This is a genomic window from Sphingomonas liriopis, from assembly GCF_024211255.1.
Classification (GTDB): domain Bacteria; phylum Pseudomonadota; class Alphaproteobacteria; order Sphingomonadales; family Sphingomonadaceae; genus Sphingomonas; species Sphingomonas liriopis.
This window is the reverse complement of sequence record NZ_JAMLDY010000031.1, coordinates 1-23,328: the sequence shown is the minus strand read 5'-3', so window position 1 is coordinate 23,328 and position 23,328 is coordinate 1. Positions and strand designations below refer to the sequence as shown.

At 69.4% G+C, this 23,328-nt stretch carries 17 protein-coding genes and 1 pseudogene; 12 read left to right on the top strand and 6 right to left on the bottom strand.

The window, feature by feature from the left end; translation table 11 throughout:
* Window positions 1-419: 419 nt before the first annotated feature.
* The 3 genes from M9979_RS16915 to M9979_RS16905 form a co-directional block, all read right to left on the bottom strand.
* Complete coding sequence (locus M9979_RS16915; protein WP_254290591.1) at window positions 420-965, bottom strand: hypothetical protein; 546 nt, start codon at window positions 963-965, stop codon at window positions 420-422.
* Window positions 966-1,039: 74 nt separating this feature from the next.
* The gene (locus tag M9979_RS16910; RefSeq protein ID WP_254290589.1) at window positions 1,040-2,476 is read right to left on the bottom strand and encodes an AMP nucleosidase; all 1,437 of its coding nucleotides are present in this window, start codon (window positions 2,474-2,476) and stop codon (window positions 1,040-1,042) included.
* A gap of 191 nt (window positions 2,477-2,667) precedes the next feature.
* Window positions 2,668-3,147 (bottom strand): peroxiredoxin, encoded by a 480-nt coding sequence (locus M9979_RS16905; protein WP_254290587.1) that lies wholly within the window; start codon window positions 3,145-3,147, stop codon window positions 2,668-2,670.
* A 99-nt stretch (window positions 3,148-3,246) separates the two neighbouring features.
* On the opposite strand from M9979_RS16905, the gene M9979_RS16900 reads away from it, so the two are divergent.
* From M9979_RS16900 to trxA, 9 genes are all read left to right on the top strand, one after another.
* Window positions 3,247-3,807: a YqgE/AlgH family protein gene (locus tag M9979_RS16900; protein WP_254290585.1), complete on the top strand. Its 561-nt coding sequence runs from the start codon at window positions 3,247-3,249 to the stop codon at window positions 3,805-3,807.
* An 88-nt stretch (window positions 3,808-3,895) separates the two neighbouring features.
* Entirely contained in the window at window positions 3,896-5,317 is a 1,422-nt protein-coding gene (gene ahcY, locus M9979_RS16895) for an adenosylhomocysteinase (RefSeq protein ID WP_254290583.1), read from the top strand.
* 336 nt (window positions 5,318-5,653) lie between these two features.
* Window positions 5,654-8,005, top strand: a complete 2,352-nt coding sequence (locus M9979_RS16890; RefSeq protein WP_254290576.1) for a sensor histidine kinase — start codon at window positions 5,654-5,656, stop codon at window positions 8,003-8,005.
* A gap of 136 nt (window positions 8,006-8,141) precedes the next feature.
* The gene (gene tsaE, locus M9979_RS16885) at window positions 8,142-8,591 is read left to right on the top strand and encodes a tRNA (adenosine(37)-N6)-threonylcarbamoyltransferase complex ATPase subunit type 1 TsaE (protein ID WP_254290575.1); all 450 of its coding nucleotides are present in this window, start codon (window positions 8,142-8,144) and stop codon (window positions 8,589-8,591) included.
* Window positions 8,588-9,553: an aminoglycoside phosphotransferase family protein gene (locus M9979_RS16880; protein ID WP_254290593.1), complete on the top strand. Its 966-nt coding sequence runs from the start codon at window positions 8,588-8,590 to the stop codon at window positions 9,551-9,553. Before tsaE ends, M9979_RS16880 begins: the two co-directional genes overlap by 4 nt.
* Window positions 9,550-10,302, top strand: a complete 753-nt coding sequence (locus tag M9979_RS16875) for a nucleotidyltransferase family protein (RefSeq protein ID WP_254290569.1) — start codon at window positions 9,550-9,552, stop codon at window positions 10,300-10,302. The genes M9979_RS16880 and M9979_RS16875 overlap by 4 nt, the downstream gene beginning before the upstream one ends.
* Window positions 10,295-13,261, top strand: coding sequence for a double-strand break repair protein AddB (addB, locus tag M9979_RS16870; protein WP_254290564.1), 2,967 nt, complete (start codon window positions 10,295-10,297; stop codon window positions 13,259-13,261). The genes M9979_RS16875 and addB overlap by 8 nt, the downstream gene beginning before the upstream one ends.
* A complete protein-coding gene (gene addA, locus M9979_RS16865) occupies window positions 13,248-16,658 on the top strand; it encodes a double-strand break repair helicase AddA (RefSeq protein WP_254290556.1) in 3,411 nt (1,136 codons plus the stop codon). The genes addB and addA overlap by 14 nt, the downstream gene beginning before the upstream one ends.
* A gap of 59 nt (window positions 16,659-16,717) precedes the next feature.
* Window positions 16,718-17,041, top strand: coding sequence for a thioredoxin TrxA (gene trxA, locus M9979_RS16860; RefSeq protein WP_254290554.1), 324 nt, complete (start codon window positions 16,718-16,720; stop codon window positions 17,039-17,041).
* Between the two features lie 115 nt (window positions 17,042-17,156).
* On the opposite strand, the gene M9979_RS16855 is transcribed toward trxA, so the two are convergent.
* Window positions 17,157-17,954, bottom strand: a complete 798-nt coding sequence (locus M9979_RS16855; RefSeq protein WP_254290552.1) for an inositol monophosphatase family protein — start codon at window positions 17,952-17,954, stop codon at window positions 17,157-17,159.
* Between the two features lie 14 nt (window positions 17,955-17,968).
* Window positions 17,969-19,195: a bifunctional glutamate N-acetyltransferase/amino-acid acetyltransferase ArgJ gene (argJ, locus tag M9979_RS16850; RefSeq protein ID WP_254290548.1), complete on the bottom strand. Its 1,227-nt coding sequence runs from the start codon at window positions 19,193-19,195 to the stop codon at window positions 17,969-17,971.
* Between the two features lie 40 nt (window positions 19,196-19,235).
* On the opposite strand from argJ, the gene M9979_RS16845 reads away from it, so the two are divergent.
* The 3 genes from M9979_RS16845 (at window position 19,236) to secA (ending at window position 23,180) form a co-directional block, all read left to right on the top strand.
* Complete coding sequence (locus M9979_RS16845) at window positions 19,236-20,021, top strand: energy transducer TonB (protein ID WP_254290546.1); 786 nt, start codon at window positions 19,236-19,238, stop codon at window positions 20,019-20,021.
* A gap of 58 nt (window positions 20,022-20,079) precedes the next feature.
* The gene (locus M9979_RS16840; protein ID WP_254290544.1) at window positions 20,080-20,331 is read left to right on the top strand and encodes a hypothetical protein; all 252 of its coding nucleotides are present in this window, start codon (window positions 20,080-20,082) and stop codon (window positions 20,329-20,331) included.
* A gap of 101 nt (window positions 20,332-20,432) precedes the next feature.
* Window positions 20,433-23,180 carry a preprotein translocase subunit SecA gene (secA, locus tag M9979_RS16835; protein WP_254290542.1) on the top strand — a complete coding sequence of 916 codons (2,748 nt, stop codon included), beginning with the start codon at window positions 20,433-20,435 and terminating at the stop codon, window positions 23,178-23,180.
* Between the two features lie 28 nt (window positions 23,181-23,208).
* Here secA and M9979_RS17475 read toward each other — a convergent pair.
* Window positions 23,209-23,328, bottom strand: a pseudogene (locus tag M9979_RS17475) (IS30 family transposase); the annotation flags it as partial.

Below are 23,328 nucleotides of genomic sequence, written 5' to 3'. Positions count from 1 at the left end.
CGAGGCGCCGGCAAAAATCACAAACAAGCCCTCACCGCCTGCGCACGGAAACTCCTCATCTACGCCAACACCGTCCTCGCCAGACAAGCCGAATGGATGCCCGCATCATAATGGTTGCTGAGCTTGTCGAAGGGCTGCCCGCCACGGACGTGCTGCCTGTGGGGAGCAGGGCTTCGACAGGCTCAGCCCGAACGGCTTATGGGTTGGGAGTTCGTTCCCCAAATCGCGGTCGTCGCGCTGCGGTTACTCCCAAACCATTCGTCACCCCGGACTTGTTCCGGGGTCCACTCCGCCGCGGGCGGAGCGGCATGAGCCTCTTGCCTTACGCTCGCGGACGGGTGGACCCCGCAACACGTCCGGGTTGACGGAGGATGCCGGGCGGGCGCATGGCCAAGCGACCTACGCGCCCGCCCCGCCGGTCAGATCTTGTCCGGAATCGTATTCTCGTCCGCGATGCCCGCCTGGAACGACTTGGACGCATCCTTGCCGTCGGGCGTGTGCGCCTTCTTCCCACCGTCCTTCGCGCTGCTGCTGCGCAACGACAGCAACGCAGCCGCGGCTGCCGCGCCGACCGCCGCTACGCCGGCGCCGACCGCAGCGACGCCCCACTTGCTGCCACCCTTGTCCGCCTTCGGCTTGGGACCGGGCTTCTTCGCCCCGGGGCGGGGCGCGGCGCGCTTGGTCGAGCGGGGCTTTACCGCCTTGGCGGCGGACGCCACCGCGCCCTCGGCCTTGTCGACCGCGGCCCTGGCACGGCGCGTCGTCTTGGCGGCGGCATCGCCGACCGCGGTTTCGACCTTTTCGATCGTCGAGGCATCGGCCGCCTTGGCACGCGGGGTGCGCGGCTTGGCGGTGCTCGCCTTGGCGGCCGGGCTGCGCGTCGTGCTCGCCTTGCGCGGCGCGCGGCGGCGCGGGGTGGCGGCCGGGGTATCGGTCTTCGGCGTGTCGGTGGTGTCGTCGGCCACGGCGGGAACTCCTGATTGATTCGGGAGCGTAACGCATTAGCCGCGGTTGGTTTCCGACCGCCGCGCCGATTGGCTCAGCGGAACGGCGGCTCGTCGAAGGCGCGCAGCTTGCGGCTGTGCAGCTTTTCGCCCTCGAGGCGCAGCTGTTCGCACGTCTCGATGCCGATCCGCATATGCTCGCTGATCGCGCGCTCATAGAAGCGGTTGGCCTGCCCGGGCAGCTTCAATTCGCCATGCAGCGGCTTGTCGGACACGCAGAGCAGCGTGCCGTAGGGCACGCGGAAGCGATAGCCCTGCGCCGCGATCGTCGCCGATTCCATGTCGATACCGACCGCACGGGAGAGCGAGAAGCGCAGCGCCGACGCGGAATAGCGCAACTCCCAGTTGCGGTCATCGGTGGTGACGATCGTGCCCGTGCGCAGGCGGCGCTTCAGTTCTTCGCCCGACTGGCCGCTGACGATCTCCGACGCGCGGGCGAGCGCCTGCTGCACCTCGGCGATCGCGGGCACGGGGATTTCGGGCGGGAGGACGTCGTCGAGGACATGGTCGTCGCGCAGATAGGCGTGGGCGAGGACGTAGTCGCCGATCCGCTGGCTGGGGCGCAGGCCGCCGCAATGGCCGATCATCAGCCACGCCTCGGGGCGCAGCACCGCGAGGTGGTCGCAGATCGTCTTGGCGTTCGAGGGCCCGACGCCGATGTTGACGAGCGTGATGCCGGTGCGGTCGTCCGCCATCAAATGGTAGGCGGGCATCTGGTGCCGCCGCCACGCGCTGTCGTTGACGAGCTTGTCGACGTCGCCGGGATTGTCGATGACGATATTGCCCGCTCCCGACAGTGCGGTGAAGCGGCTGTCCGGCCCCAGTTGCGAGGCACCCCAGCGAACGAATTCATCGACATAGCGGTGATAGTTGGTGAACAGGACGAAGCGCTGCGTGTGCTCGGACGGCGTGCCCATATAGTGGCGCAGGCGGGCGAGGCTGAAATCGGTGCGCAGCGCGTCGAACAGCGCGAGCGGGCGGCTGCCGCCCTCGGCGATCCACAGGCCGTCGGCGATCTCGTCGCCGATGTGCGCGAGTTCGGTCGCCGGGAAATGCCGCGCGAGCTCGGTCGCCGACACGGTGTCAAGGCTCAGCGCATGGCCGGGATCGAGGACATAGGGGAAGGGGATCTCCTGCCGGCCCTCGACCGCTTCGACCTCGACGTCGTAATCCTCGATCAGCAGGGTGAGCTGTTCGGTCAGGTAATCGGCGAACAGCGCCGGCTTGGTGACGCTGATCGTATAGTCGCCGGGCGACACCAGCCGCCCGAACGAGCGCAGCGGTGCGGGCCGGTTGCCGACGCTGGCGTAGCGCAGGTGGATGACGGGATAGGCGAACGAACCGTCGCTGCGGCTCTGCGGCGAGGGCGGCGTGCCGTCGGTGAGATAGGCGGTGAGCGCGGCCTGCAGGCGGTCGACCGAGGCACGGTACAGGCGGTCGAGGTCCGCGACGATCTGGGATGCGGTTGTCATTGCGGATTGTTACGCAATGGACGTGACGGTGGCAAGACGGGGGTGGGCAACTCCTCCCCGGCACGGGGAGGTGGCACGGCGCAGCCGTGACGGAGGGGGACTTCCGCGAAGGACGTCCAATGTGGAAGCCCCCCTCCACCACCCGGCTGCGCCGGGCGGTCCCCCTCCCCGTGCCGGGGAGGATTTGAGACTTACAGCTCGCCGAGCAGATATTCCGCGCTGCTGACCTTGAATTCGCCGGGTGCCTCGACGTGGAGCTGCTTCACGACGCCGTCCTCGACCAGCATCGTATAGCGCTGGCTGCGCGTGCCCATGCCGAACTTGCTGCCGTCCATCGTCAGGCCGATCGCCTGCGCGAAGTCGCCGTTGCCGTCGGCGAGCATCGTGATCCCCTCCGCCTCGGCGGACTTGGCCCAGGCGCCCATCACGAACGCGTCGTTGACCGAGGTGCAGGCGACCTCGTCGACGCCCCTGGCGGCAAGCTCCTCGCGCTTCTCGACGAAGCCGGGCAGGTGCTTGGCGGAGCAGGTCGGCGTGAACGCGCCCGGTACTGCGAACAGCGCGACGGTGCGGCCGGCGAAGAAGTCCGCCGTGCTGACCTGATCGGGACCATCGGACGTGACCTTGGTCAGGGTGGCGGCAGGGATCGTATCGCCGACGGTGATGGTCATCGTTGTATTCTCCGGGACAGTGTGTGGGCAACAGGTCGGGCAGATGCGTCGCGATTTCAAGCATGGCGCCGGCCCGTGGCATGACTATGATGCCAAGTCATGCAAACGACACGGTATCTTTCCGGACAGTTCCTGCTCGCGATGCCGGGCATGATCGATCCGCGCTTCGACCATGCGGTGATCGCGATGTGCGCGCACGACGCGGATGGCGCGCTGGGCATCGGCATCGGTGCGACGATCGACGGGCTGACGCTCCACGACCTGCTCGACCAGTTCGAGATCGCGCACGGCGCCGCCCCGCCCGCGCCGGTGCATTTCGGCGGGCCGGTCGAGCCGCGCCGCGGCTTCGTGCTCCATTCCGACGACTGGAGCGGGCAGGACACGATCCAGGTCGCCGACCGCTGGGCGCTGTCGAGCACGCTCGACGTGCTGCGCGCCATCGCCGAAGGCAGCGGCCCCGCGCGCTATGTCATCGCGCTGGGCTATGCCGGCTGGGGCGAGGGGCAGCTCGACGGCGAGCTCGCGCGGCCTGGCTGGTTCCACGTCGAGGGCGACGGGGCGCTGCTGTTCGACACGCCCGCCGACCGGCGCTGGACCAGCGCGTTCGCCAAGGCGGGGATCGACCCGCGGCTGCTCGTCGCCGACGCCGGAACCGCGTGACGCACATATAAAGATATCTTTATATTTGATTTGGCGGCGCGTGCGGGGTAAGGGCGGCGCCATCCCTATCCCTTCAGGAGCATGACACGTGGCAACTGCGCTCGCGGTCGAGACCAAAGATTACGTCATCAAGGACATCGCGCTGGCCGATTTCGGCCGCGCCGAGATCCGCATCGCCGAAACCGAGATGCCCGGCCTTATGGCGCTGCGCAGCGAGTTCGGCGCGTCGCAGCCCTTGAAGGGCGCGCGCATCACCGGATCGCTGCACATGACGATCCAGACCGCGGTGCTGATCGAAACGCTGACCGCGTTGGGCGCCGACGTCCGCTGGGCGACGTGCAACATCTTCTCGACGCAGGACCATGCCGCCGCCGCGATCGCCGCGACCGGCGTGCCGGTGTTCGCGGTGAAGGGCGAGAGCCTTGCCGAATATTGGGACTATGTCGGCGACATCTTCTCGTGGGACGCGGACGTCGATGGCCAGACCGCCAACATCATCCTCGACGACGGCGGCGACGCCACCATGTTCGCGCTGTGGGGCGCGAAGCTCGAGGCCGGCGCGACGCTGGGCGAGCCCGAGAATGAAGAAGAGGTCGAGTTCCAGCGCGCGCTCAAGGCGTTCATCGCCAAGAAGCCGGGCTATCTGACCGAGACGGTCAAGAACCTGAAGGGCGTCAGCGAAGAGACGACGACCGGCGTCCACCGCCTGTACGAGATCGCGAAGAAGGGCGAGCTGCCCTTCCCGGCGATCAACGTCAACGACAGCGTCACCAAGTCGAAGTTCGACAACCTGTACGGCTGCAAGGAATCGTTGGTCGACGCGATCCGTCGCGCCACCGACGTGATGCTCGCCGGCAAGGTCGCGGTCGTCGCCGGCTTCGGCGACGTCGGCAAGGGTTCGGCGCAGTCGCTGCGCAACGGCGGCGCCCGCGTGATGGTGACCGAAGTCGATCCGATCTGCGCATTGCAGGCGGCGATGGAAGGCTTCGAGGTCGTGACGATGGACGAGGCGGTCAAGCGCGCCGACATCTTCGTGACGGCGACCGGCAACGCCGACGTCATCACCGCCGATCACATGAAGGCGATGCGCCCGATGTCGATCGTGTGCAACATCGGCCACTTCGACAGCGAGATCCAGATCGCCGCACTGTCGAACTACAAGTGGAGCGAAGTGAAGCCCGGCACCGACCTGGTCGAGTTCCCGGACGGCAAGCAGATCCTCGTCCTCGCCAAGGGCCGCCTCGTGAACCTCGGCTGCGCGACGGGCCACCCGTCGTTCGTGATGAGCGCGAGCTTCACCAACCAGACGCTGGCGCAGATCGAGCTGTGGACCGCGGGGAGCAAGTACAAGAACGAAGTGTACGTGCTCCCGAAGCACCTCGACGAGAAGGTCGCGGCGCTGCACCTCGAGAAGCTGGGCGTGCAGCTGTCGCAGCTGACCCCGAAGCAGGCGAGCTATATCGGCGTGCCGGTCGAAGGGCCGTTCAAGCCGGATCATTACCGCTACTGATCGTTTGCGATCGGTAGGACGGAAGGGGGCGGTGCCGAAAGGTGCCGCCCTTTTTCATTCGCGCGAACATCGCCCCAATCCCCCCGTCACCCCGGACGTGTTCCGGGGTCCACTCCGCGGCGAGGCGTACGGATTGAGGCGCGGGCTTAGGTTGGCGGCGCGGTGGACCCCGGAACAAGTCCGGGGTGACGCAGGAGATGGGGTGAGCGGGGTGGATCTCATGCCTCCGCGTGTCGCGATCACCGACACCCCGTATCAACGACATTGCCGCTGCCCCGCCCGCGTTCTACACTCCCGCCCGAGCGCGCCGCGGGCGGCCGTGGCAAGGGGTAGGCGTTGATCCAGCTTTCGGTGATGGCGGCGGTCGTGTGTGGCGCGGTGCTCGCGCTGCTCGTCGGCGGGGCCGGCTATGCGCTGTACATCGGCTGGCGGCTGCGCGGCGAGGCGCGCGAGGCGCTGGCCGGCCACCGCGAGGCCGAGACGCTGCGCAGCGTCTCGCCGGCGATGGCGATGCTGGTGCGCGCCGACGGCCGGGTCGAGATGCCGCCGCGGCTGGTCGACTGGTTCGGGCTGACCGTCGCGCCGCGTTTCCTGCAGGATCTGTCCGCCGAGGGCGCCGGTCTGCCCGCCGACGAGGCGAAGGCGCTCGCCGCCGATGTGCAGGCTGCGCAACGTGCCGGCCGCGGCTTCGTGCGTGCGCTGCATCCGCAAGGGTCGGGCCGTGCGATCACGATGCGTGGCAGCCGCGCGCCGGGCGAGCTCGGCGCGACCGGCGCGGTCGTGGTGTGGACGCTCGACGCGACCGAGAGCGAGGGCGAGATCGCGCGGTTGCAGGGCGAGGTCGGCGAACTGTCGGTCGCCTATGATGCGCTGACCGGGCTTATCGAGGCGGCGCCGTTGCCGATGTGGTATCGCGGGTCCGACCTGCGGCTGGCGATGGTCAACACCGCCTATGTTCGCGCGGTGGAGGGGGCCGACGCCGCCGACGTCCTTCGGCGGGAGCTGGAGCTGGTCGAGGGGTCCGGGCGCGGCGGCCCGCGCGCCGGCGCACAGGCGGCACGCGCGAGCGGTCGGCCGCAGCGCGAAGTCCTGCCCGCGACGATCGGCGGCGAGCGGCGCAGTCTGGAGGTCCACGATGTGCCGCTGCCGACCGGCGGCGTCGCCAGCTTCGCGGTCGATATCGAGGATCTGGAACAGTCGCGTGCCGGCGCCAAGCGCTTCGCCGAGGCGCAGCGCGCGATGCTCGACCGCCTGTCCGCCGGCGTCGCGCAATTCGGGCCGGACCGCGGGCTCGTCTTCTGCAACCAGCCGTTCCGCCGCATGTTCGCGATGCGCACCGAATGGCTCGCCGACCGGCCGGAGTTCGACCGGGTGCTCGAACGGATGCGCGAGGCCAACCGCCTGCCCGAGGTGCGCGACTTCCCCGGCTGGAAGGCGGAGCGCCGCGCCTGGTTCGTGCCGGGCGAGGACGCCGCCGAAGAGAATTGGCACCTTCCCGGCGGCACGCACCTGCGCGTCGTGGCGCAACCGCTACCCGACGGCGGGCTGCTGACGATCTTCGAGGATCGCACCGAACAGGTGCAGCTGGCGAGCGCGCGCGACACGCTGCTGCGCGTGCGCACCGCCACGTTCGACAATCTGTTCGAGGCGCTCGCGGTGTTCGCCGCGGACGGCAAGTTGCAATTGTGGAACAACCGGATGCGGGGCGTCTGGGGGTTCGAGGAGGAATTCCTCGCCGGCCACCCGCGTGTCGACACCTTCGCCGAGGCCGCCGCGCCCAAGCTCGCGACGCCCAATCGCGCCGCGCTGATCCCCGAGCTGGTGCGATCGGCAACGGTCGAGCGTCAGCAACGTGGTGGCCGCGTCGCGTTCGCCGACGGGCGGCATTTCGAATTCGCCGCGGTGCCGCTGCCCGACGGCAATGCGCTACTGACGATGCTCGACATTTCCGACAGCCGTCGCGCCGAACAGGCGTTGCGTGACCGTGCCAATGCGCTGGAGGCGGCGGACAAGGTCAAGACGCAGTTCGTCGCCAACATGAGCTACGAGCTGCGCACGCCGCTGACCTCGATCAGCGGGTTCGCCGAGATGTTGCACGGCGGCTATGCGGGCGCGCTGACCGAGGATGCGACCGGCTATGTCGAGGCGATCCTGCAATCGGTCGAGCGGCTGGGGCTGTTGATCGACGACGTGCTCGACCTGACGCAGGGTGGCGACGAGGAGGAGATGGTGCGCATCGACGTCGACCTCGCCGCCACCGCACGCGCCGCCGCCGAGACGATCATGCCCGCGGCGAAGCGCCGCAAGCTCGACTTCGCGGTGGAGCTGGCGCGCTCGACCGGACGGGTCAGCGGCGATGCCAAACGGCTGAAGGAGGTGATCGAGCATCTGCTGCGCCATGCCGTCGCCTCGACGCCGGAGGGCGGCCGCATCCTGTTGCACAGCGACGGTAATGCCAGCGCGGCGCGGATCGTCGTGTCCGACGACGGCTTCGGCATGGATGCGGAGAGCGTCGCCAAGGCATTCGATCGCTTCGGCGAACCGGGGATGCAGCCGTCAGGCGAGCGCGCGCTGGGGCTGGGCTTGCCGCTCGCGCGCCAGTTCGTCGAGGCGCATGGCGGGCGGATCGACCTGGTGTCCGAGCCGGGTGAGGGCACGCTGGTGACCGTCGAATTGCCGCGGCGGTGAGGGCTTCCTCTCTCCCCCGTCACCTCGGACTTGTTCCGGGGTCCACCGTGCGGCGGGCGCATCGGACACAGGCTCGACGCCAGCGCTTGCGGATGAGTGGACCCCGGAACACGTCCGGGGTGACGAAGGGGGTGGGGTGGTGACTTCCATCCACCTCCCCGACGCCGTCGCCACCGAAGCCTTCGGCGCGAGCCTCGCCCCCCACGTCCGCCCCGGCGACGTCATCACCCTCAGCGGCGACCTCGGCGCCGGCAAGACCAGCATCGCGCGCGGGCTGCTCGCAGCGCTCGGGCTCGCCGGCGAGGCGCCGTCGCCCAGTTTCGCGATCGTCCAGCCGTACGACCCGCCCGAAGTGCGGTTGCCGGTGCTCCACGTCGACCTCTACCGGATCGATGATCCCGATGAGCTGGAGGAGCTGGGGCTGGACGAGGCACTGTCCGACGCGCTGTTGCTGGTCGAATGGCCCGAGCGCGCGCCAGATCGCTGGCCCGACGCGCTGGCGCTCACCCTGACCGCGGCCCCCGACGGCGGACGAATCTTGACAGCCGACGTCCCGGCGTCATGGAAGCCGCGATGGCCGACATGACCCCGCCCGCCGGCGCGCCCGCCTTTCTCGCCGCCCACGGCTGGGCGGGAGCGATCAGCCCCGTCGCGGGCGATGCCTCCTTCCGTCGCTATTTCCGCGTCGCGTGCGAAGGGCGCAGCGCGATCCTGATGGACGCGCCGCCGCCGCATGAGGACCCGCGACCGTTCATCGCGATCGCGCAATGGCTGCGCGCGCGCGGTTTCGCGGCGCCGGCGATCCATGCCGTCGATCTGGCGCAGGGGCTGGTGCTGCTCGAGGATTTCGGCGACGTCCGCCTGCGCGAAACCGCGGATGCGGACGAGCCCGCCGCGCTGCCGCTCTATGCCGCGGCGGTCGACCTGCTGGTCGAGCTGCGCGCGCATGGCGCCGGCGACCTCGCCCCCTACGATCGCACCGTATTGCACCGCGAGACGGACCTGTTCGCCGACTGGTATTGCCCCGCCGTCGGCCTCGATATCGACATCGACGGCTATCGGGCGGCGTGGGATGCGGTGTTCGATCGTGCGCTGACTGATGAGCCCGTGACCGTGCTGCGCGACTATCATGCCGAAAACCTGATGCTGGTCGGAGCGGCTCAGTCGCTCGGGCTGCTCGATTTCCAGGACGCGCTCGCCGGGCATCCCGCGTACGATCTCGTCTCGCTGCTGCAGGACGCGCGCCGCGACGTCGATCCGTCGCTGGAGGAGGCGATGCTCGCCCGCTATCGCGCCGCGACGGGCGCAGGCGACGACTTCACGGCGGCCTATCACGTCCTCGGCGCGCAGCGGAACGCGAAGATCATCGGCATCTTCACGCGGTTGTGGAAGCGCGACGACAAGCCACGTTATCCGGCGCTGTGCCCGCGCGTCTGGGCCTATCTGGAGCGCGACCTGTCGCAGCCGGTGATGGCGCCGGTCGCGCGCTGGTTCGACGACAACGTGCCGCCCGAATTGCGCGGCGACCCCGCGGTGCTGTCGGCATGACCCGCCAGCGTGCGATCCGCCCCGATCCCGGCGCCCATGTACCCGATACCGCGATGGTGATGGCCGCGGGGCTCGGCAAGCGGATGCGTCCGCTGACCGCAACCCGTCCCAAGCCCTTGGTAGAAGTGGCCGGCAAGCCATTGATCGACCACGTCTTCGACCGCCTGCGCAACGCCGGCGTGCGGCGCGCGGTGGTCAACGTCCATTATCTCGCCGACACGCTGGAGGCGCACGTTTCTGGCATGGACGGGATCGACGTCGCGATCAGCGACGAACGCGCGCAGCTGATGGAGACGGGCGGCGGGCTGGTGCAGGCGCGCGGCCTGCTCGGCGACGACCCGGTGCTCGTCGTCAACAGCGACAATCTGTGGCTCGACGGCCCGGTCGATGCGATCAAGCTGCTCGCCAGCCGCTGGGACGATGCGGCGATGGATGCGCTGCTGCTCGTCGTCCCCTACGCCCGTGCGCATAATCACCGCGGGCAGGGCGATTTCCGCGTCGCCGCCGACGGCCGCATCGTCGGCCGCCGCAAGGAGGGCGCCACCGCACCCTTCGTCTATACCGGCATCCAGATCCTCCACCCGCGCATCATCCGCGACTGGCCGGACGGGCCGTTCTCGACGAATTTGTTCTGGAGCCGCGCGATCGAGGCGGGCCGCGCCTATGCGCAGGTCCATCAGGGTCTGTGGTTCGACGTCGGCACCCCCGCCGCGATCCCCAAGACGGAGGCGATGATCGCCAATGGCTGAGGCGGGCAAGCCCCGGCTGTACACGATCCCCTCGCACAAGGCGTTTGCCGACACGCTCGTCGCCGGGCTGATGCGGCGCACCGGCGGCGATCCGATGGCACTGGCGCGCGGGCTGGTGCTGCTCCCTAACAACCGCGCCGCGCGCGCCGTCACCGCGGCATTCGTCCGCGCGAGCGGGGCGGGTCTGCTGTTGCCGCGGCTGGTGACGCTCGGCAGTCCCGATCTGGGCGAGGCGGTCGGCGTCGCGCTCGATCCGGTGGACGATGCCGATCCGCCGCCACCCGCGGTCGCGCCGATGCAGCGGCGGATGATCCTCGCCCGCCTGGTGTTCGAAGAGCGGACCCGCGCCGGCCAGCCGATCGACGCGGCCGAGGCGGTGCGGCTGGCGGGCGAACTCTGCCACACGCTCGACCAGCTGCTGGTCGAGGAGGTACCGCCCGAGGCGTTGCGCGCGATCGACCTCGCCCCCGAACTGACCGAACATTGGCAGCGCGCGCTGTCGACCTTCACCATCGTGCTCGAACGCTGGCCGGAGGAGCTGGCGCAGCTTGGCCGGATCGATGCGGCGACGCGGCGGCGGATGCTGCTCGACCGGCTGGAGCGGCGCTGGCGCGCAATGCCGCCGCAGGGCTTCGTCTGCGCGGCGGGGATCACCGATCCTGCGCCCGCGGTCGCGCGACTGCTGCGCTGCGTCGCCGAGGCGCCGCAGGGCATGACGGTCTTCGCCGGCCTCGATCTCGCGATGCCGCAGGAGGAATGGGACGCGCTCGGACCGCATGCGCCCGATCCCGTCACCGGCCGCATCCGCCGATCGATCGAAACGCACCCACAATTCCACCTCAAGCTGATCCTCGACCGGATGAGCGTCGGGCGCGGCGAGGTCGCCAACTGGCCGGGCACCGCCGGCCCGGACGCCGGCGCCGTCCGCGGCCGTGCGATCGCCAACGCGCTGGCGCCCGCCGCCTTCACCGGCAAATGGACCGACCTCAAGGCGGAGGACCGCCGCCTGACCGGCGTCGCCGCGGCCGAACTGGCGACCCCCGCCGAGGAGGCACAGACGATCGCGCTCGCGCTGCGTGGCGCGCTGGAGGAGGAGGGGCGCACCGCCGCGCTCGTCACCCCCGACCGCGCGCTCGCCCGCCGTGTCACCGCGCACCTGCGCCGCTGGAATATCGAGGCGAACGATTCCGCCGGCCGGCCGCTCAGCATCCTGCCGCCCGGCACGCTGCTGCTCGCGCTCGCCGAGGCGGCGGCACAACGGTTCGCGCCGCTGGCGTTGCTGGCGCTGCTCAAGCATCCGCTGGTGCGCAACGACCCGAACGACCGCGGCGTCCGCGGCGCGTGGCTCGACGGGACCCGCGGCGTCGATCGTGCGCTGCGCGGACCCCGCCCGGCTGCAGGGCTCGACGGCATCCTCGGCCACCTGCTCGCCCACCGTCGCGAGCGGGCGGCGGCGTGGTTCGGCGAGGCGACCGCGCTGCTGCGGCCGATCGAGCTGGTGTTCGAGGCCGGGCCACAGCCGCTCGCCACGTTGCTGAGCGTTCTGCGCGAGACGGCGCAGACGTTATGCGGCGATGATTTGTGGGCGGGCCCTGCCGGTCGTGCTGCGGCGGAGTTCCTCGACGCACTGGAAGTCGAGGCCGGCGTCGGCCCGCCGCGCGTCGCGCCCGATGGCCTCGCGCCGCTGCTGCGCGGCCTGCTCGACGAGGTGGCGGTGCGCCCCGGTTCGGGCGTAGGGCACCCGCGCATCGCCATTTACGGCCCGATCGAAGCACGGTTGCAGACCGCCGACCTGATGGTGCTGGGCGGCCTCAACGAGGGCGTGTGGCCGGGCCGCCCTGCGCCCGATCCTTGGCTCGCACCGCGCATCCGCGTCGCGCTCGGTCTGCCCGGGCTGGAGCGCGCGGTCGGCGTCGCCGCGCACGACTTCGGCCAGGCGCTCGGTGCCCCACGCGCGCTGGTGACGCGGGCGCGGCGCGATGCGTCGTCGCCGGCGCTCGCCTCGCGGCTGTGGCTGCGGTTGCAGGCGATGGCGGGCGAGCGCTTCACGCGGGCGCACGACCTCGAACATTGGGCACTCGCGCTCGACGATCCGCGCCGGCACGACCCCGCCGATCGCCCCGCGCCGCTCCCCGCCCCGGCGCTGCGGCCACGCGCGATTTCGGTGACCGAGATCGACCGGCTGAAGGCCGACCCCTATGCCTTCTACGCGCGCCGCGTGCTCGGGCTGATGCCGCTCGACCCGGTCGATGCCGATCCCAGCGCGGCATGGCGGGGCACCGCGGTGCACGACATCCTCGAACAATGGTGGAAACAGGACGCCTGCGCACCGGACGCGCTCGTCGCGCGCGCGCAGGCGATGCTCGACGACGAGCGCACGCACCCGATGATGCGCGCGCTCTGGCGGCCGCGGCTGATGGAGGCGATCCACTGGATCGCCGGCGCCGTCACCGCACAGGCCGACGAGGGCCGTAGCGTCGCCTCGGCAGAGGGGCAGGGGCATATCGACATCGCCGGGGTGAAGCTGTCGGGCCGCTACGATCGCGTCGATCGCCTGCCCGACGGCAGCCTCGCGATCGTCGACTACAAGACCGGTAAGCCGCCGTCGGCCGCCGCGGTGCGCGCCGGCTACAGCCTGCAACTGGGCCTGCTCGGCGCGATCGCCGAACGCGGCGGGTTCGCCGACGTCCAGGGCCGTGCCGGCGGGTTCGAATATTGGTCGCTCGGCAAGAAGCGCGACCAGTTCGGCTATGTCGAGACCCCGGTCGATGCCGAGGGCAAGCGCGACAAGATCGTTACCACCGATTTCACCACCATCGCCGTCGCCAATTTCGTCGATGCCGCGGGCAAGTGGCTGACCGGCGGCGAGGCGTTCACCGCCAAGCTGGTGCCCGAATATGCGCCTTATGCCGAATACGACCAGTTGATGCGCCGGGACGAATGGTATGGCCGGGACTGACCTTGCCACCCTGCCGCGGCTGAAGGGCGCGCAGGCGGCGGCGAGCGATCCGCACGCCCATGTCTGGCTGTCCGCGTCGGCCGGCACCGGCAAGACGCAGGTGCTCGCCGCACGCGTGTTCCGCCTGCTGCTGCGCGGCGTCGATCCCGCCGCGATCCTGTGCCTGACCTTCACCAAGGCGGGCGCGGCCGAGATGGCGCAACGGATCAACAACCGCCTCGCCGCCTGGGTGCGCATGCCGGGGCCGCAGCTCGCCGCCGACCTCGACGCACTCGGTGAGAAGGCGACGCCGGAGTTGCAAGCGCGCGCGCGCACGCTGTTCGCCGGCGTGCTCGACGCGCCGGGCGGCGGCCTGCGCATTCAGACGATCCACGGCTTCTGCCAGAGCCTGCTCGCCGCCTTCCCGGTCGAGGCCGGCCTCACCCCCGGTTTCCGCCCGCTCGAGGCGCGCGAGGAGGCGGTGCTGGCGCGCGAGACGCTGGCCGCTCTGCTCACCGACGCCGAACGCGACGGCCGCGAGCGCCCGATCGCGACGATCGGCGCGTTGTCGCTGCGCATGGGCGAGGGCGGGGCGGAGAGCTTCCTGCTCGCCTGCGCGCGATCGCTCGCCGCGCTCGAAGCGCTGCCGAGCGGGATCGGCCCGTGGCTGCGCCGCACGCTCGACCTGCCGCAGGGCGATATCGGCGAGGCGCTGGCGGAGGGGAGCGACTGCATCGACGAGGGGCTGATCGAACGCCTCGCTGCCGCCAACACCGCTTGGGGCGCGGCGACCGGCGTCGGCCATGCCGAGACGCTCAACCGCTGGCTCGCCGCCGCGCCCGCCGATCGCGTCGCGACGCTGGCCGACCTCGCCGGCGTCGTGCTGACCGGCAAGAACGAACCGCGCAAGGCGTCGAAGAAGCTGCTCGATGCCGACCCCGATTACGCCGACCTCGCCGCCGCGCTCGGCCAGCATTGCTTCGACCTCCTCTCGCTCACCAGCCGCGCCGCCTATGCCGACCTGCTCGCCGACGCGCTCGACGTCGGCCGCGAATACGCGCGCGCCTATGCCGCGGCGAAGCGGCGGAGCGGCGCGGTTGATTTCGACGATCTGATCGGCGTCACCGTGCGGCTGCTCGAACAGCCCGGCATCGGCGAATGGGTGCGCTACAAGCTGGACCAGGCGACCGAGCACGTCCTGATCGACGAGGCACAGGACACCAACCTCAACCAGTGGCGGATCGTCACCGCGCTGGCGGGCGAATTCTTCGTCGGCCGCGGCGTCCATGCGCCCTCGACGCGCACGCTGTTCACCGTCGGTGATTTCAAACAGGCGATCTTCGGGTTCCAGGGCACCGACCCGATCAACTTCCGCTGGGCGGAGGGCCATTTCTCGACCCGCGCCGCCGAGGTCGAGGGCGACGACGACTGGCCCGAAGCGGAACGCGGCCTGCCGTTCCAGCAGCTGTCGCTGACCCACAGCTTCCGCTCGACGCGGCCGATCCTCGAATTCGTCGATGCCGCGGTCGCCGCGGCGGGCGAGCCCGGGCTCGGTGCGATCGACGCGATGCAGGAGCATGCCAGCGAGGTCCCCGGCCCCGGCACCGTCGAACTCTGGCCGCCGGTGATCGCCGGCGGCAACGACGAGGACGAGGAAGCGTGGATCGACGATGCCGTCCGCGAACAGGCGGTGCGCATCGCGCGCGCGGTGAAGGGCTGGATCGACGGCGGGCTGATCCTGGAGAGCAAGGGGCGCCTCCTGCGCCCCGAGGACGTCATGATCCTCGTCAAGCGGCGCGGCGATCTCGCCTCGCTGATCGTCGCGCGCCTCTATGCCGAGGGCGTGCCGGTCGCGGGCGTCGACCGGCTGCGGCTCAACGCGCCGCTGGCGGTGCAGGACCTGCTCGCCGCGATCCGCTTCGTGTTGCAGCCCGAGGACGATTTGTCATTGGCCTCGCTGCTGGTATCGCCGCTGATCGGCTGGACGCAGGACGAACTGATGCACGCCGCGCCGCGCGATCACGGCAGCCTGTGGCGCCACCTGACGCTGACGCAGACCGAAGACCGCCTCGCGCCGCTCAGGACGATGCTGCTCCGCGCCGACATCGCGACCCCCTACCAGTTCCTCGAGGAACTGCTGTCGGGGCCCCTGGATGGCCGCCGCAAGCTGCTGCTCCGTCTCGGCGCGGAGGCGCGCGATCCGATCGAGGAACTTCTCAACGCCGCGCTCGCCTTCGAAACGACGTCGACGCCGTCGCTGCAACGCTTCCTCGACTGGTTCGATCGCGGCGATGTCGAGATCGTCCGCGACCCCTCCGCGCCGCTCGACGCCGTCCGCGTGATGACCGCGCATGGCGCCAAGGGCCTGCAGGCGCCGCTGGTGATCCTGGCCGACGCGACCGTCGATCCGACCGCCGCGCCGCGCACGCTGGTGCGCTGGTCGCCCGAACCCGGCGCGCAGCCGATCCCGATCTTCCGCCCCCGCTCCGCCGAACGCGGCGGCCCGCTCGACGAGGCGATCGCCGCGCTCGAACGCCGCGAGCTGGAGGAGCATTGGCGGCTGTTCTACGTCGCCGCGACCCGTGCCGAGGAACGGCTGGTCATCGGCGGCGCGCTCGGCCCGAAGGCGAAGGGCGAACCGCCCGCAGCGAGCTGGTACGCCGCCGCCGCGCGCGCGCTGACCGCGCTCGGCGTCGACGGCATCTTCACCGGCACCGCGCCGCAACCGCCGGTCAAGCCGCGTGCCGCCACGCACGGCGAGGCCGCCGAAGCGATCGTCCTGCCCGACTGGGCGCATCGCCTCGCGCCCGCCGAAAGCCGCCCGTCGCGCCCGCTCGCCCCGTCCGCGCTTGGCGAGGACGAGGTCAGCGATCCGCCCCCCGGTCCGGCGATGCGCGCCGCCGCCGAGCGCGGCCGGCTCTACCATGCCTTGTTCGAGCGCCTGCCGCCGGTCGATCCCGCCGAACGGGCGGCGAGTGCCGATCGCTGGCTGGCGTCCGCCGGCGGCGTCGCCGATGCTCAGGAGCGCGGGGCGATCGTCGCCGGCGTGCTCGCAATCCTCGATGACCCCGCTTACGCCGACCTGTTCGGCCCCGACAGCCTCGCCGAGGCGCCGATCGCCGCGACGCTCGCCAGCGGCCTCGTCGTCTCGGGCACCGTCGACCGGCTGCTCATCGCCCCCGACCGCATCCGCATCGTCGATTTCAAGACCGGCCGCCGCGTGCCGGAGAGCATTGACGACGTGCCGCCCTATCATCTCGACCAGATGGCAGCCTATGCCGCGGCGCTCGCCGTGATCTTCCCCGACCGGCGCATCGAGGCGGCGTTGCTCTACACGGGCGGCCCCCGCCTGTTCGCGCTCGACCCCGCATTGCTCGACGCGCACAAGCCGCGCTTTCGCGGGTCGGAGCAAAGCTAGGCCCCAAGCGGTTGAGCCGGGGTGCGCGCCGTCCTAGATGGGCTGCAAAGGAGATTACCATGGCTACCAAGGCGATTACCGACGCGAGCTTCGACACCGACGTACTCCAGGCCGACGGCCCCGTGCTCGTCGATTTCTGGGCGGAATGGTGCGGCCCCTGCAAGATGATCGGGCCGAGCCTCGAGGAACTGTCCGAGGAACTGGGCGAGCAGGTGACGATCGCCAAGCTCAACATCGACGAGAACCCCGACGTGCCGGGCAAGTACGGCGTGCGCGGCATCCCGACGATGATCCTGTTCAAGGGCGGTGCGCCGGCCGCGACCAAGGTCGGTGCCGAGCCGAAGGGCCGGCTGAAGGCATGGCTGGAAGGCGCGCTGGCGTAAAGTGCGATAAGCCCCTCCCCTTCAGGGGAGGGGTTGGGGGTGGGGGACGTCTCACCGAGACCAACGCCTGATGAGTCCTCCACCCCAACCCCTCCTCTGAAGAGGAGGGTTTTTTTTACCCGAACAACACCTCGACCGCCTGCTCCCACAGCGCCGGCGACGCCGCGGCGATCATCCCCCGCCGCTGGTTGCCGACCCGATACTCCGTCCCATCCGGCCAGCGGACCACGCCGCCCGCCTCGCGCAGGAACAGCGATCCCGGCGCATGGTCCCAGGGCAGCGTCTTCTGGAACAGCGCGACGTCGTTCGTCCCCAGCACCAGCCGCGGATATTGCTCCGCCGCGCAACGCGGCATCGCCGCCACCGTGAACACGTTCTCCGATCGCGCGATCAGGGCCGCGCGCTCGGCGTCGGTCAGATGGTATGATGCGATCCCCGCGATGGGCAGCGCAGCACCGCTCGACCGCGCGAACACCCGCTCGCCATCGACGTAGGCCCCGCCGCCCGCTACCGCATGGCACAGCCGGCCGCTCACCGGATCGAGGATCCATCCCGCCTGCGTCGCGCCATCCTCGACCAGCGCGATCATGATCCCGAACGTCGCGATGCCGCTGGCGTAATTGTTGGTGCCGTCGATCGGATCGATGATCCACACGCCGCCGCGGTCGATGCCCTCGACCAGCGACGCGTCCGCCGCCACCGCTTCCTCGCCGACGACGCGGATGGCGGGGTCGAGCGCCGCCAACCCTTCGGTCAACGCCGCCTCGCTCATCCGGTCGGCGATCGTCACCATGTCGTCGGCGGCTTTCTCCTCGACCTCGTCGGCGGCGAGGTTGCGGAAGCGCGGCATGACGATCTCCGCCGCGACGTGCCGCATCAGCGCGACGACGGCGTCGTGGTGCGGGTGGTGCATGTCGGCTCCGCCTCTCAACTGCGATAGTCGGCGTTGATCGATATGTAGCCGTGCGTCAGGTCGCAGGTCCAAACCGTGGCCGAGCCTTCTCCCAGGCCCAGATCGACGCCGATCTCGATCTCGTGGCCCTTCAGATGCGCGGTGACCGGTGCCTCGTCATAGCCCTCGACCGCGAGGCCGTCGCGCGCGACCTGCGTATCGCCGAAGCGGATCGACAGTCTGTCGCGCTCGGCCGGTTCGCCCGCCTTGCCGACCGCCATGACGATGCGGCCCCAATTGGCGTCCTCGCCGGCGATCGCCGTCTTCACCAGCGGTGAATTGGCGATCGACATCGCGATGCGATGCCCGCTGCGGTCGCTTTCCGCACCGGTGACCGCCACCTCGATCAGCTTGGTCGCGCCCTCGCCATCGCGCACCACCAGCATCGCGAGCTGCGCGCACAGATCGGCGAGCGCCGCGGCGAAGGCATCCGCCCCGTCGCTGTCGGCATCGACCAGCGGCGCATTCCCCGCCGCGCCGGTCGCGAAGGCGAGCACCGTATCGCTGGTCGAGGTGTCGCCATCCACGGTGATGCACGAAAACGTCGTCCGGTTCGCCGCGTTGAGCGCCGCCTGCAGGAACCCCGCATCGACCACCGCATCGGTGAAGACGAAGCCGAGCATCGTCGCCATGTCCGGCGCGATCATCCCCGACCCCTTGATGATCCCGACCAGCGTCACCGTCCGCCCGTCGACGACTGCGGTGGTCGTCGCGCCCTTGGGATAGGTATCGGTCGTCCCGATCGTCTCCGCCGCCGCCTGCCAGCTGCATGGTTCCGCGGCGAAGGCGGCGTCCAGCCCCGCTTCCGCCTTGTCGATCGGCAACGGCACGCCGATCACGCCCGTCGAGGCGACGAACACGTCCGACGGCTGGCAGCCGAGATGCTGCGCGGTCCGCGCCGCGATCGCCTCCACCGCGGCGCGCCCGCGATTGCCGGTGAAGGCGTTGGAATTGCCCGCATTGACCACCAGCGCGCGTGCCTGGCCAAGGGGCAGCGCCTTGCGGCACCATTCGACCTCGGGGGAGGGGCATCTGCTCTGCGTCACCACGCCCGCGACGCTGGTTCCTTCGGCGAGCGTGACGAAGGTGAGATCGCACCGATCCCACGTCTTGTACCGCGCCTGCGCGACGTGCGGTACGACACCGGCAATCGCGGGCAAAGCGGGGAAGGGCGTGGCGAGCGGTGAGATGGACGAGGACATGGCGCTGCCATAGGCTGCTTCCGAGACAGGGCAAAGACGGATGATCGACGAAGAAGGCGAACCACGCAGCCACGTGCTACAGGCAGACGTGAGGCCGACCCCGCAGGTCCGGCGGCGATGGAGCGGCAACGGGCGGGGTCTGATGATCGGCATCATCGGTATGCTGGCCGTGCTCCTCGTCGCATTGATGGTAACCGCCGCATGGTTCGCGCAGCGTGCGTTCGACGCCGTCGAGAACGCCGGGGATACCGATCATCAGGCCCCACCGCGGACATCAAACAGCATGAATCCGGCGGACTGGATCTCGCAGGACGATTATCCGGCCGAAGCGCTGCGCAACAACGAACAGGGTACGGTACGCATCGCGTGGTCGGTGACCCCGGCCGGCCGGGTCCACGACTGCCATGTCGAGCAGAGCAGCGGTCATCGCAGCCTTGATGCCGCCGCCTGCCGGGCGATCACCCGCAACGGCCTCTATCCGCCGACGCCCGCGAACGCGCCGCCGCGCACATTCACCCGGCGCGTCGTCTGGAAGATACCGGAGGACGGCCCCGCCGTTTCCCCCGGCCAGCTTTACGTCCCGGGCAAGCCGATCGACGTCGCGACGACACATATGGATCATTTTGCCTCTGAGGTGGCGATCACGGTCGGATATGACGGCAAGGTCGAACGCTGTCGCGTCGTCGCCGCACGGCCGTCCGTCGCCGGCGATCCCTGCCTCGCCACGCCACCGGGTATGGCGATGGGCCCCGGTTTCGTCCGCAACGGCAAGCCGATCAAGGCCGTCCTCCACAGGCGGATGGAGTCGCGGACGACGTTCGAATGATCCGCGACGAAACGATGCCGATGGACGACGGCCGGCATCTGCAATAGGGACCACGCTCGTGAACCTGTTGCTGCTCCTGTCTGCGTTGCTGTCCGCCCTTACCGGCGGTGCATCGGCGGTGCGTGCGCCGGTGGCGGCGCATGCCGCCGCCCGCGTGGCGGCTGCGGTGCAGGCCGACATCCGGGCCGCGCCTGCCGCCAGTCGGCCGCAGCAGGCGCTGCCGACGATCGCCGCCTTGCCGGCCGCATCGTTCGCGACGTTGGTGCTGATCGCGACCCAGCCTCTCTATGCGAGCCGCCGGCGCGAATAGCGCGACCGCATTGTCCCGGCCGCGGCCGATCCCATCTTCACGACCAACGACGCTGCGCGCCATCGGCTTGCGCGCGTGCCCTTATCCAGGAACCATCCCTTATGTTCGGCGGCTTCGCTAAATCGCTCTTCGGCTCGTCCAACGACCGCTACGTCAAATCGCTCAATCCGATCGTGCAGAAGATCGCCGCGTTCGAACCGACGCTCCAGGCGCTCTCCGACGAGGATCTCGCCGGACAGACCGCCAAGTTCCGCGACCAACTCGCGGGCGGCACCAAGCTCGACGATTTGCTCCCCGAAGCCTTCGCCACGGTGCGCGAAGCGGCGGTGCGCGTGCTCGGCATGCGCCATTTCGACGTGCAGATGATCGGCGGCATCGTCCTCCACCGCGGCGAGATCGCCGAGATGCGCACCGGCGAGGGCAAGACGCTCGTCGCGACGCTCGCCACCTATTTGAACGCGCTGCCCGGCGACGGCGTCCACGTCATTACCGTCAACGACTATCTCGCCGCGCGCGACGCGGAGTGGATGGGGCAGGTCTATCGCTTCCTCGGCCTGACCGTCGGCACGATCATCCCCAACCTGACCGACGAACAGCGCCGCGCCGCGTATAACAGCGACATCACCTACGGCACCAACAACGAATTCGGCTTCGACTACCTGCGCGACAACATGAAGTACGAGCGCAGCTCGATGACCCAGCGCGCCTTCGCGATGGCGATCGTCGACGAGGTCGATTCGGTGCTGATCGACGAGGCGCGCACGCCGCTCATCATCTCGGGGCCGACCGACGACAAGTCGGAGCTGTACATGAGCGTCGACGCGATCGTGAAGCAGCTCAACCCCGACGATTACGAGAAGGACGAGAAGCAGAAGTCGATCATCCTGACCGAATCCGGCACCGAGCGGATCGAGCGGATGCTTGAGGCGGCGGGCCTGCTCGAGGGCGCGAACCTCTACGATTTTGAGAACACGCAGGTCGTCCATCACGTCAACCAGTCGCTGCGCGCGAACATGATGTTCAAGGCGGACACCGACTATATCGTCAAGGACGGCAAGGTCGTCATCATCGACGAATTCACCGGTCGCATGATGGACGGGCGCCGCTGGTCCGACGGCCTGCACCAGGCGGTAGAGGCGAAGGAGGGCGTCAATATCGAGCCCGAGAACCAGACGATGGCTTCGATCACCTTCCAGAATTATTTCCGCATGTACCCGAAACTGTCGGGCATGACCGGCACCGCGGCGACCGAGGCGGCCGAATTCTACGACATCTACAAGATGAACGTCGTCACCATTCCGACCAACGTCGGCGTCCGCCGCGTCGACGAGGAAGACGAATTCTACAAGGACACCACCGACAAATTCCGCGCGATCGCCAAGAAGATCCGCGAACATGCGTCGCTGGGCCAGCCGGTGCTGGTCGGCACCGTGTCGATCGAGAAGTCCGAACTGCTCAGCGAATTCCTGACGCAGGAGGGCGTTGACCATAAGGTGCTCAACGCGCGCTACCACGAGATGGAGGCGCATATCGTCGCGCAGGCCGGGCGCAAGTCGGCGGTGACGATCGCGACCAACATGGCGGGCCGCGGCACCGACATCAAACTGGGCGGCAACCTCGAATTCCGCATGCTCGACGAGCATCCCGACCTGGTCGAGGGCACGCCCGAATATGAGGTCGAGGCATCGCGCATCCGCGACGAGATCGAGGCGGAGAAGCAGGAGGTGCTCGCCGCCGGCGGCCTGTTCGTGCTCGGCACCGAGCGCCACGAATCGCGCCGCATCGACAACCAGCTGCGCGGCCGCTCCGGGCGTCAAGGCGATCCCGGCCTGTCGCGTTTCTACCTCAGCCTCGACGACGATCTGCTCCGCATCTTCGGGCCGGACACGCTGTTCGCCAAGATGATGCGCAACAATATCGAGGATGGTGAGGCGATCGGCAGCAAGTGGCTGTCGAAGGCGATCGAGACCGCGCAGAAGAAGGTCGAGGCGCGCAACTACGACATCCGCAAGCAGGTCGTCGAATATGATGACGTGATGAACGACCAGCGCAAGGTCATCTACGAGCAGCGCGCCGACATCATGGACGCCGATGCGGTCGGCGACGTCGTCAGCGACATGCGCGCCGAGACGGTCAACGTCATCGTCGGCGGCGCCTGCCCGCCGAACTCCTATCCCGAACAGTGGGACATCGCGGGCATGAAGACCGGCCTTGCCGAGGTGCTCAACCTCGACCTGGCCGTGGACGAATGGCTCAAGGAAGAGGCGATCGACCCCGAGATCGTCGAGGAACGCGTCCGCGAGGCCGCCGACGCCGCGATCGCCGCGAAATCGGCCGAGCTGGAGCCGGAGACGTGGACGCAGGTCGAAAAGTCGATCCTGCTCCAGAACCTCGACCATCACTGGAAGGAGCATCTCGCGACGCTCGACGCGCTGCGCCAGGTCGTCCACTTGCGCGCCTATGCGCAGAAGACGCCGATCAACGAGTACAAGCAGGAGGCGTTCTCGCTCTTCCAACGCATGCTCGATTCGATCCGCGAGGATGTGACCAAGACGATCGCGCACGCGCAGTTCCAGATGCAGCCGGTGCCCGAGCTTCCGGAACTCCCGGACTTCATCACGACGCACTTCGACCCGTTCACGGGCGAGGACAATTCGAACGACATTGATGCCGGCACGCTCGGCCGGATCACCACGCAACTGCCGCCGCTGCAGATGATGCAGCCGGACGTGCCGTCGGAGCTCGGCGACAATCCGGAACATTGGGAAGGCCGCGTCAACCGCAACGCGCCATGCCCGTGCGGTTCGGGCCGCAAGTACAAGCATTGCCACGGCGCGGTGACTGTCTGAGACTCACCGCCTCGTCACGCTCCCGCCGTCACCCCGGACGTGTTCCGGGTGTGGATTCACAATCGAAGTGCAACGGGAAGAAAACTTCGGCGGGGTTTCGGAAGCCGAGGCATTTCCTGGGTGTGTGGTTGTGTCTGGCGAGGATGGC